Source organism: Bacteroides sp. OF04-15BH, from assembly GCF_003477995.1.
Classification (GTDB): Bacteria; Bacteroidota; Bacteroidia; order Bacteroidales; family Bacteroidaceae; genus Paraprevotella.
Map to the genome: position 1 here is coordinate 1 of NZ_QUEM01000050.1, position 11,159 is coordinate 11,159.

Consider the following 11,159-nt stretch of genomic DNA (forward strand, 5'->3'; position numbering starts at 1 on the left):
TTATGCTTTTTTTGTCATGACACAGTTTATATGACAGTCTCGTCCCAAAAGGATTAATCTCGTATCTGATATAATACTTTTCTTCGTGAAAGCATCTTTGGGAAAAAGAAGCTCTGTTCCTATTCTATTCAATTGATAGGTAAAGGAACCTGCATGCTTAACTTTAGCCCTTAAATGTTTGTCCTTAATATATTGCCTAACAGATGTATTTACTCTCTTATCATCATCATAAGCCTTGTCAGAAAGGAGAACCTGACCGCTTTCTATATATGATATTAAAGCGTTATCATCATAAGGTCCAAATTTTTGACTATTCCTTTCTATATAGATCATGTTTCAAATCATACTTAATAGGGGTTCGGGTCATATTTATTTTCACATTCCTCTCCTCTATAGAACCCTTTAATTATTTACCAATTGTACAATAATAAGTCTATCTCCATCATTCTTTCCCAGTAGGATTTTCTTTCCTTCAGTAAGTTCCACGTATTCTCCTATTCCTATTTTCTTGTCTAAATCCTTATCCCATAAATCACCCAAACTTCTGTTTATCAATATCCATTTGCCATTAAAGAAATGGAAATCTCCTACCGGTTTTTTCTGTTCTGCAGTTAATGTCTCATTCGGGAATATGAAACGATTAACATGCCAGAGGTACAGACTTTGTTTATTATATACCATAAGTCTGTAATTTTCTGGTCTGTATGTACCTGGTTTAGGTGAATAGTATAAATTCAGAACCGGCAACTGGCCATGATATTCAGTTCCGCAGAAAGGGCATTTAGGTTTTGTACTGTTGTCAAATACGAACCAGTGAGCCTTACACTTAGGATTTTGACAAGGTTGCATCAAATCGGTTGTTTTGACTAATGCTGTTACCCAATCATCTGCTGTTGGTCTCATACTAGGGTTATGCAATCCATCTATGAAGGCTCTATCAAATAGACTCTTCAGATACGGTCCACATATAGAATAGGGTAATTTTGTAACATCACCTTGTGGCAACTCACTCGGTGCAAGTTGATCAACTTTGGGTCTGTTACTTTTATCCGTAGGATGCTCTATAAACAATGCCATTTTGCCCATTGAGAGTTCTTCATCTTTTGCTGCATCCAAATCATTAACTTTTCCACCTCTAAGTGGATGTCTATATAGCAGATACATATAAATCAATACAGCAAGAGCATGTCTGTCTGTTTGGATACAAGGCAGTTTTTTGTTAGGATCATCCCTTTTTAATCCTCTTGTTTCCAAAACTTCAGGGGCAATAAAGTCAGGTGTTCCTACTACATCAGGTGGATATTTGCCTGGCACAACCAATCCATCACAGTCAATAATATTCGCAGTACCTGTAACTGGATCTACAAGTATATTATTGTATGATAAATCCGAATGAGAAAGACCTGCAGCATGCAATCTCTTAACACCTCTGGCCAATTGTATGCACATATGAAAATGTGTAAGCCAGTTACCTTTCTGGTCATCTTCAAGGAACTTATTTCTAAGTTTTGCAGAAGCAAACCATTTTCCTACCTTTTCCTGTCCTTTGAATCTCCCTCCTGAAAAAAAGAAATTCTTGTTATATGCAGGAACAACTAACCCTACCTTACCATTCCATTCTACTAGTTTCTCAGGCCAACAAAAGATTTTCTTCCAATATTCTCCACCTGCTTGATTGAATATCTTTTCCTTATAGGTGCTTGTAATATTCTGAATTCTATCTTTAGAATTTATATCAAGCGGTGTTCTGAAGAACCCCACTACATATGACTTGTCAGGACTGAAATATACATCTTTCATTGCTCCGGAACCAATAATTTCATCTACAAATTCTACTGTAGTTCCGTCACTTGCTGTAAGTTTTATTGTTTTTGCCATATTAGTATAGTATTACTAGTGTTCTATCATCATGATTTCCTGGTGACCAAAAATCCATCCATTTTAATAGCTGATCTTTTGATTCTTCATTATCATCCTTCAAATCAACACCGCTGATTTCATCATCAGGAAAACCTGTTTTTAGTTTATTCCAGAACTCTGCCCATTTATTGAAGCTGTTAAGATTATTTTCAGTCTCAAACATAGGGTCAGATATACCATCAGTCATTAAAAACAAGGCAGTAAAATCTTCTTCTATAGAGAACCTTAATCTATCCATAATAGCTTTTCCTCCATTAAAAATTTCAGGCATAGTAAGAAATCTTGTTTGACCTGAAAACTCTCCTTCATCAGGAATACCGAGTAATTTGAATGTGCCTTTTTCTTTATTGAATATACACATAGCTCCGTCACCTACCCAGTATGATGCAACAAACCATCCGAAATCAAATTTTTTACAAATAGAGAACATTAAAGTGGTAGCGAAATCCTTTATACTAACACCTGGTATATCGTTTGCTGTTTGTTTGGCCTGTTCTTTAATTGTTTTATGTGCACTGAAAGCTGCATTACCTACAATACTGTAAATAACATTTGCCATTTGCTTGCGTGACGATTCTTCATCTTCGGCTGTCTTATATGCCCTGATAGCATCTTCAAGTTCAGTACTGTCCTTAAGCTTATTTACGCAATATTCAACTACAGTATCACACGCTATTCTTGAACCTTGTCTTGAATATTTTGCAGAACCAGCACCATCTGCAACTGCTAAGATATACCAGTCAGATTCATCGCAATGATGTATCTTGAAATGATCATCTCTCGCCTTTCCATCCTGAGCATGGGAACGGCCACGTTGACTTGCCGCAACAATGTCCTTTCTTGGGCCTGTTTCTGGTGATTCTTCAATCTTAATATATTCACACTCTGAGTCCGGCTTATAGAATAAGGACTTTTCCGGAGTTGGTATATTCTTCCATAAAGTTCTAGGATCTGGGTTAAAGGCAATTGGAATGTTTATATAACTTATTGGTTCACCTTCTATCCACCCATAATGCTTATAACAGAGCTTTATTGTAAAGTCTCCGGATTTTAGCGGCTTTCCAAAAATCTTAAGTATACATTTATCTCCCTTATGCTTTTCTTCATCAATTTTATCTTCACAAAAACAAATAACTTCAGGCTTGTCCTGTAGCTCGTTTGCACTATTAAATTCATTTTCCTGATGGGTATTTGTAGAAGAATCAGCTTTGATTTCGCACTTGCAGAAGTCTTCAACTGTCCAGTTAAGGCCGGTCTGTTCAAGACCTTCTATCCACATATCGCTTACAAGATCGAATGGCACTTCAATTTGCGCATTATAATCTTTCTTCACGGTTCCATTCGCAAATCTAATACCAAGTTTCTTTATTTCATTTCCTATAATGACCCTATTATTCATCTTATCTTCATTATATAAATTCCAGTTTTTTTCAATTAGCCACTTCTCGAAATCATCGGCCTGAGCTAATGAGGCTTTAATACCATGTTTATCTAATAAGCTCGAAACTATATTCATGCTTTACCCCCTTCCTCTATTTACATCTACACCGGCTTCCCCTGTACTATCAAGAGTTCCTTCTAATCCACACCAAGGACACGAACTTTTACCATCTTCACCAACGCAGAAAATGTTACCACATTCACATATAACAACACCAAGTTGATTCCCGCAACATGGGCAGGCTGGAACTCCTGTCATTTCTCTAGAGTTTATACTTCTATTCGTACTTCCTGGTACTGATAATTGACTGTACTTCTCACCATCGATAGGATATGCTCCAACAAGTTTGAAAATACCGCGTGTCTTATCACTATCATATCCATCTTTTATTCTTTTGGCATATTTTACCAGATAATTCTGTTTGGTTGTTTGGCATTTGCCCAACAATACAACAAAATTTTCATCAATCAGACAAGGTTTGGATGTATCAACTTTCTCTAAATTTATACCAGTTGTTGGAGCTAATTGAACTTCATCATTGGAATAGTTTGTTACTGAAACGCTAGTTGCTTTAATGGATGCTGTTACCCATTTAAAGAATCTAGAAAATGATTCTTCATCAGTGTCGTTCAATCTTAAAACATTATCGGAAATCTGACCTAATACTTGTGTATTAACATTGTCTCCTATTGATATGGCCACTAAATTACAACTGTGTTTATATTTATTGTTCCATCTTGCAAATGCTGACGAGTAATTATCAGTTGGTGTACCATCTGTAAACAGGAATATTATAGGTTTCCAATCTCCTTTAACTTCCATAGTTGTCTTTTGGATCGAACTGTCTAGTTCATCCATCAAATAATCCAATGCAGCACCCAATGAGGTACCATCTCCAATAGGGAATACAGGTGGATAAAACTTATATAACTCTGTCAAAGGTGAAAGAGTAGTTGCTTTACCTGCAAACCCGATAATAGATACAAATGCAGTTTCAAGTGCATAAGGATCAACACGTAACTCTTGAATAATTGTACGCATCCCTTTTTGAACCTGCTCAATAGGCTCTCCAACCATGGATTCTGAAATATCCACTAAAAAATATATTGGTAATCTTCTCATACTCTTTTATTTGTTATAGATGGTAATGTACTTAAGAAAACCTTACCTGGTCCTACAATTCTTGTCATCAAAAATCCTTCTCCAGAGACTAGGTTTCTCATAATATTTGTATTTCTCTGTATAGATATCTGGTTGTCATTAATGCCCAGTAAGGCCTTAACATGATTCTCATCAACTGTTATTTCTTCTCCTGGTTGCAGGTCTCTTTCTATAAGTGTATCTATACTATCAAAGAATACTGTAGAATCTCCTGTGATCCTTTGAAAACTTAGACCAATACCAGTGAGGAATTTATTTATAGATAATGAAATATCAATGTTAACTTTATTGTTTGAGGCAACATAATCTCCCCTCTTTAATATCAAGTTCTGTCCAACTGAGATTTTCAGGTATTTTAAACTCCCGCTTCTTCCGGACATAACCAGTTTTCTCGGTATCCTATCTCTGTTGGTATATCTTACAATAAATAAGGATTCTCCCGATAAAACTGAACTAAGAGTACCCATTATTCCATTAGAGGATGAAGTTATCTCTTGTTCTATTCCTGAATCCATATAAATCATTGCACTCCTCTCCGAATAAAATGATTCGTTTGATTCAAGAGTAACTTCAAGAGCCTGATATACGTTACCGATTAATTTACAATTCATTTTGTATGTCCTTAAATAACTACATTCACTTCTTCTGGGGGGGGAGGAAGCAATAATTCAGATGTTGCTCCCATTGATTTGTTTCCTTCCCCGATTATTCCGCTTACCCATTTGAAGAATTTTGATAAAGTTGTTCCATCTAAAGTATCTATCTGATAGACTTTATCAGTTAGTTGGCTCAGTTCTTCAGTTTTAGCTTTTGGCCCTGCAGCACAACATACAACTGTAGCAAATTTACTTGCCTTAATCTTAGGTACCATCTCTTTAAACTTCATAATGTCCGAAGGCTTTCCATCGGTCATCAAGAACAATAAGGGCATCCAATCACCTTTCTTCTCCTGAGTGCCTTTATTGACTTCTTTCTCCATTGTCTTCAACAACATTTCCAATGCCTCTCCCATATTGGTAGGCCCACTTTCTGGTGTTACAATTTCAGGCATTTGTAATTCGTCAATTGGTGTAAGTGGCAATATCTGCTTTACATTTCTATCATAGGTAATAATGCTTATATTCACTGTCTCAAGTGCATAGGGATCATTCCTCAATGTGCTTAACATTGATTCTATACCAACTTTGACAGATTCAATAGGTTCTCCTTTCATTGAGCCAGATGTGTCTATCAATAAATATACTGGTAATCTACGTGCCATATTTTCTTATCTATCTTTATGTAAAACCATTATTTCTTGTGGCATAGGTGGTAATTCCTCCAATGACAAATCATTATCACCACAATAGTCAATTTTTGAACTTGTTGCACCTATAGAATTTGATATCCATTTAAAATATGCCTTTATATCTTCTGTTCTGTTTGAAGATATATACACTATATTTTTGGTTATCTTCTGAAGTACGTCTGAATGAACTTTACTTCCTGCTGCGCATGCTACAACAACACTGAATGTGCGTTTCTTAAATTCTGCTATAGATTTGGCTAAAGGACCGGTGCTTCCTCCATCAGCCAATAAAAACATTAAAGGCTTCCAATCTCCTTTTTGTTCAGCAGTATTCTTATGCACCTCTTCATCATACCTGTTACATAATAAAGATAATGCCTCCCCAAAAACAGAACGACCCTTTGCAATCAATTCCGGAAGAATAACTTTATACACTTCTGTTAATGGTAATATCTGTTCTGCCTTACTGTGATATGTAATAATACTTAAACAAACTGTTTCAAGTGCATAAGGGTCATGTCGAAGAGACTCTATCAATGAGCTTAATCCTTCTTTTACAGCTTCTATTGGCTCACCTCTCATTGAGGTAGATGTATCTATAACTATGTAAACTGGTAATCTTCTCATTATGTGTATTTTTAAGTTTATGTAGGCTTCTGCCTACATAAACTATTTATGATTAATCATCTACTCATTCGAGACGAATGTTTTTTATACTACAATATTTACTTCTGGAGGTGGAGGTGGCAACTCACTCATAGTTCCAACATCGGAACCACTATCTTCAACTTTCATACTTCCAGCACTAACAGAAGCCGATACCCACTTAAAGAATGATTTTATTGTTGAACTGTCTGCTGTATCAAGTTGAACAACACTTTCAGTAATCTGTTTCAATACATTAGTGTCAGCACCTTGACCTGCAGCACATGCTACTACCATACCGAACTTACGCTTCTTAAATTCTGCCAAACCTTTATTTAAGTCATCTGTAGGAACACCGTCAGTCATAATGAAAACAAGCGGCTTCCAGTCGCCCTTCTGCTCAGCTGTAGTTTTTGTTACTTCCTGATCAACTCTTTTTGCCAATAGAGTTAATGCTTCTCCTAAGGCTGTGCAACCATTAGCTTCTATTGTAGGCTGTTGGAATGATGACAGCTCAGTTAGTGGTGTCACTTGTTTTGCGCTACTATCGAAAGTAATTATACTTAAATATGCCGTTTCCAGAGCATACGGATCTTGTCTCAATGTTGAAACCAGAACCTGTACTCCATTTTTAACTGCTTCAATCGGCTCTCCGTACATAGATCCAGAGCAGTCCAAAAGTAAATAAACAGGTAATCTTCTCATTATTTATTATTTTGAATAGTGATTGATAATTCTTTTAACTGTTTGTCTTAAATCATTATTCTCTTTGAAGGCATCTCCTATTGCCGCAAACTTCCATTCTCCATTGCGCCTATAAAGTTTTCCCATTATAAGAGCATCAGTTCCTGCAAATTGAGGGGTTTTAGCTACATCATATTTTGCGAAAACTGAATTTACCTTTGTTGGTGTACCTTCATACATTCTTATGGCCGCATAAGGAATTTGAAGGAAGTCTATATTTTTAGGAGAATAAATATTAAGGAAAAAGAAAATCTGCTCAATCTGAGGATTAACTTTTAACAAATCAACAGTAATGATTTCGTTGTCAAGTCCGTCATCACCTCCCTTATCTCCTTCTATATCGTCAGGAGTATGGAACATAGATTTGTCATTAGACCAATCTTTTCCAATAGGTAGTCCTACAGATGTGAAGAACTCTTTTTTATACATTGGTGAATATAATGTATCAACGAGTTGACCATTTGCGTCAAGCATAACGCAACTCAAATCCACATCTACATCAATTTCTTTTTTTACTGGACGCATCTCAGTCTTTCTTCCAAACCCTAAGAAGCCCTCACTTACAACGACTTCCTTCATTTCCTGGGTTTCAATAGCTCCCCAGTTACAACCTACACAGAAATTTGTAAGTTTAGTCCCAGAATCTTTTTCCAGGTTTATTCTTTGTCCTTTTTCAAGTCTTATAGCCATATCTCTTATTTTGAATAGTTTTTCATTACTCTTGCTATAGTGTTTACTATTGATCTGTCTTCAAAGGCATCCCCTATAGCTGCAAATTTCCAATCTCCATTACGTTTGTATAATTTACCCATAACCAGACCTCTCATACCTCTACAAGTCGTCTGAGTTGCTACATCATATTGTGCGAAAACTGAATTTACCTTTGTTGGTGTACCTTCATACATTCTTATTGAGGCATAAGGAATATCAGAGAAGTCTCCCTGAAACTCTTGGGTATTATATATATTGAGGAAGAATACAATCTGGTTTATATTGTTATTTACTCTTGATAAATCGACTGTGATAATCTCATTATCAAGGCCGTCATCACCATTTTGGTCTCCTTCAGTATCGTCACCGGTATGGTGCAAGGCACCATCTCTTGAATCAGTTTTGCCATTAGGTAAACCAATATTCTTGTCACCGAAGCGATATAATGGTGACCATATATGATCGACAGGTTGACCATTTTCATCAAACATTAAACAACTGAGGTCTAAGTCTACATCCAGAACCTTTGAACTCAGCCCGAAAAATGTACTTTTTACGACAGCTCCCCAATTACAGCCTACACAAAAGTTTACTAACTTGGCTCCATTGGATTTTTCAAGGTTGATTCTCTGCCCTTTTTCGAGTTTCCTTAATTCAATAGCCATATTCAATAGATTATTGATATTTGTTCAAATATTCTGCCAAATCCTGTTTCTGACCTACACCGATAGCTTCAAATTTCCACTGGCCATTGCGTTTATACAAACGTCCAAATTCTACAGCCGTCTCGATGCTGAAATCTTCTTCTAACTCGTATTTTAATATTTCCTCATTAGTGTCGGTGTTATAAATTCTGATAAAAGAATTGTGAACCTGACCGAAGTTCTGTTTTCTTTCATCTGCCTTATGGATCGTCACTACGAAGCAAATCTCACAAGCCTCTGATGTTATCTTAGATAGATCAACCCGGATGCTTTCATCATCACCTTCACCTTCTCCTGTAAGGTTATCTCCTGTGTGTTCTACTGCGCCATCTGGAGATTTAAGATTATTGTAGAATACAAAATAGTCATCAGACAATAATTTCTTGTTTTCTCCTAAAATGAATGCAGACGCATCTAAGTCAAAATCTGTGCCGGTACTGGATTCATTGGTATCCCAGCCCAAGCCAATAGTAAATTTGGGAATCTCAACATTTACTCTTTGTCCTTTTTCAAGATTAATCATAACTAATAATTTTAAAGTTTTACAAAGCAAATTTATAATGATAATCAGAGCTTTATGGAAAAATGCAACATTATAAAAATAAGAAGATTATCAGTTAGCATTCTCTTGCAATGTTGCAATGTCATTTGCTACCTATATTATACTTGAATCCCCATTCATAACATTTATCACAATCTGAATGACTATTGTGAAATGTCATGAGTTTTTTTATTTCTATATTGTTTATTCCTTCATTCTCTATTGATGCTAATGCGCAAAATCTAAGATTTGATGTTAAATCTCCTAATTTGACTAAAATATCCTCATGCCCTGGTATAATTATTTGAACCTGGGCATCTGTTTCGGACCATCGGGCAACACCTTCAAAAATAAAAGCATAAACTATAACTCTTTTTATTTGTGATAATCCTTCCGGGTTAATCAGAATTGTTTCACCGGTGTCGGAACTTCCATCCCTATCATCTCCTTTATGCCAAATATAGGGTGCTTGTGTATAACAACCCTGGTTTGTTACATTATCTCTAGTTCCTCCACGGCCATGAGAAAACTGGAGACCATCAATTAGCCTTTTCTTACCATTCTTAAGTTCATAGAAACAACCTAAATCAAGGTCTATTCCTTTCCCTGATGTTGCGTTCCAATTCAAGTTTATCTTTATTTCTCCCTTTATTGGTTCATTTTGTTTCCTTAAATCTATACGGTGTTTGTCTCCGGTTTTCTCTAATATTATAGCCATTTACACAATTATATTAAAGTTATTTTTACATGAACTTTGATACTAACTCTTCAAGTCCGCCTTTATGTCCGATACCTGATGCTTGAATTTTCCATTCTCCATTTCTACGATATATACGACAAAATTCTACAGAAGCACAAGTCGAGAAGTCTTCAGTTAAATCATATCTATAGTCTTCCTTTCCTTCAGCATCATTTCCTTGCTTATATAATCGAACATATGCTCTTTCTACTTGCCCGAAATTCTGTTTTCTATTGATATAATCATAAATACTAACGGTTATGATTATTTCCTGAACCTCTGGATTTACTTTATCCAAGTCAATATCCATGATTTCGTCATCACCATCTTCTGATGTGAGTCCATCTTCGTCATCTATTGAGCCAATAACAGACAGGTCAGGATCAACAGGTCTTGACTCTTTTCTTAATTTATCATTGTTGGACCAAAGCGATGAAGATACTATAGTTGACAAATCATTAGGTCTTACTCTCTTCTCGGAGTTATAAAACACTAGATAATCATCAGATATAGTTTTCTTGTTTGCACCAATTAAGAAAGCAGCCACATCTAAATCAAAGCCACATTGAGAGGCATCTTCATTTACATCCCAACCTAAACCAACTTTGAATTTATTCAACTCTAACTTTCTATTCTCTCCTTTTATTAAATTTATTGCCATCTTATCTTACATATTTATTTACAAAGTATTGTAATCCACCTTTAAATCCCTTTCCTACAGCTTCAAATTTCCACTCTCCATTATGTTTATATAGCCTTCCGAACTCTACTGCTGTCTCTATACTAAAGTCTTCATCAAGTTCATACTTTGCTATTACTTCATTAGTTACTGAATTAAAAATTCTAATATATGAATTACGTACTTGTCCGAAGTTTTGTTTGCGGACATCAGCTTCATGTATCGTTACAGTAAACACAATTTCTGTTACTTGAGGATTTACCTTATTTAAATCCACTGTAAGTGTTTCATCATCTCCACTATCGCTGTTGCCGCCTGAACGGTCATCTCCTGAAGATTCTACAGCACCATCTGGTGAAACTGTATTGTTATAGAACACAAAATATTCATCCTGTGGTAACTTACCATCAGATGCAAGCATAAATGCAGACGCATCAAGGTCAAATTCAAAACCAGTACTTTCATTTGGATCCCAACCAAGGCCTACTCCTACATTCTTTAAACCTATTTCAATTCTTTGTCCTTTCTGTAAGTTTATCATATTATTATCCTTAATTCCGCAACACTATTATAAAATATTTTTTTT

At 35.7% G+C, this 11,159-nt stretch carries 14 protein-coding genes; all 14 read right to left on the reverse strand.

Translation table 11 applies throughout. From position 1 onward, the window contains the following. Positions 1–333 carry a DUF4339 domain-containing protein gene (locus tag DXA74_RS14770; protein ID WP_118528874.1) on the reverse strand — a complete coding sequence of 111 codons (333 nt, stop codon included), beginning with the start codon at positions 331–333 and terminating at the stop codon, positions 1–3. Between the two features lie 69 nt (positions 334–402). Continuing rightward, a complete protein-coding gene (locus tag DXA74_RS14775; protein ID WP_118528876.1) occupies positions 403–1,878 on the reverse strand; it encodes a helix-hairpin-helix domain-containing protein in 1,476 nt (491 codons plus the stop codon). A 1-nt stretch (position 1,879) separates the two neighbouring features. Then, complete coding sequence (locus DXA74_RS14780) at positions 1,880–3,436, reverse strand: PP2C family serine/threonine-protein phosphatase (RefSeq protein WP_233550578.1); 1,557 nt, start codon at positions 3,434–3,436, stop codon at positions 1,880–1,882. Between the two features lie 3 nt (positions 3,437–3,439). Continuing rightward, positions 3,440–4,483: a TerY-C metal binding domain-containing protein gene (locus DXA74_RS14785; RefSeq protein WP_118528878.1), complete on the reverse strand. Its 1,044-nt coding sequence runs from the start codon at positions 4,481–4,483 to the stop codon at positions 3,440–3,442. Then, positions 4,480–5,133, reverse strand: a complete 654-nt coding sequence (locus tag DXA74_RS14790) for an AIM24 family protein (RefSeq protein WP_118528880.1) — start codon at positions 5,131–5,133, stop codon at positions 4,480–4,482. Before DXA74_RS14790 ends, DXA74_RS14785 begins: the two co-directional genes overlap by 4 nt. A gap of 11 nt (positions 5,134–5,144) precedes the next feature. After that, on the reverse strand, positions 5,145–5,783 hold the full coding sequence (locus tag DXA74_RS14795; RefSeq protein ID WP_118528882.1) for a VWA domain-containing protein: 639 nt from the start codon (positions 5,781–5,783) through the stop codon (positions 5,145–5,147). Positions 5,784–5,789: 6 nt separating this feature from the next. Continuing rightward, positions 5,790–6,437, reverse strand: a complete 648-nt coding sequence (locus DXA74_RS14800; RefSeq protein ID WP_118528884.1) for a VWA domain-containing protein — start codon at positions 6,435–6,437, stop codon at positions 5,790–5,792. 84 nt (positions 6,438–6,521) lie between these two features. Then, positions 6,522–7,160 carry a VWA domain-containing protein gene (locus DXA74_RS14805; RefSeq protein WP_118528886.1) on the reverse strand — a complete coding sequence of 213 codons (639 nt, stop codon included), beginning with the start codon at positions 7,158–7,160 and terminating at the stop codon, positions 6,522–6,524. A 6-nt stretch (positions 7,161–7,166) separates the two neighbouring features. Next, complete coding sequence (locus DXA74_RS14810) at positions 7,167–7,889, reverse strand: TerD family protein (protein WP_118528888.1); 723 nt, start codon at positions 7,887–7,889, stop codon at positions 7,167–7,169. 5 nt (positions 7,890–7,894) lie between these two features. Beyond that, entirely contained in the window at positions 7,895–8,575 is a 681-nt protein-coding gene (locus DXA74_RS14815; protein WP_118528890.1) for a TerD family protein, read from the reverse strand. A gap of 10 nt (positions 8,576–8,585) precedes the next feature. Next, positions 8,586–9,137 (reverse strand): TerD family protein, encoded by a 552-nt coding sequence (locus DXA74_RS14820; protein WP_118528892.1) that lies wholly within the window; start codon positions 9,135–9,137, stop codon positions 8,586–8,588. A gap of 121 nt (positions 9,138–9,258) precedes the next feature. Then, positions 9,259–9,873 (reverse strand): stress protein, encoded by a 615-nt coding sequence (locus tag DXA74_RS14825; protein ID WP_118528894.1) that lies wholly within the window; start codon positions 9,871–9,873, stop codon positions 9,259–9,261. A gap of 25 nt (positions 9,874–9,898) precedes the next feature. Continuing rightward, positions 9,899–10,555, reverse strand: coding sequence for a TerD family protein (locus DXA74_RS14830; protein ID WP_118528896.1), 657 nt, complete (start codon positions 10,553–10,555; stop codon positions 9,899–9,901). Between the two features lies 1 nt (position 10,556). Then, positions 10,557–11,114 (reverse strand): TerD family protein, encoded by a 558-nt coding sequence (locus DXA74_RS14835; RefSeq protein WP_118528898.1) that lies wholly within the window; start codon positions 11,112–11,114, stop codon positions 10,557–10,559. Positions 11,115–11,159: the final 45 nt, after the last annotated feature.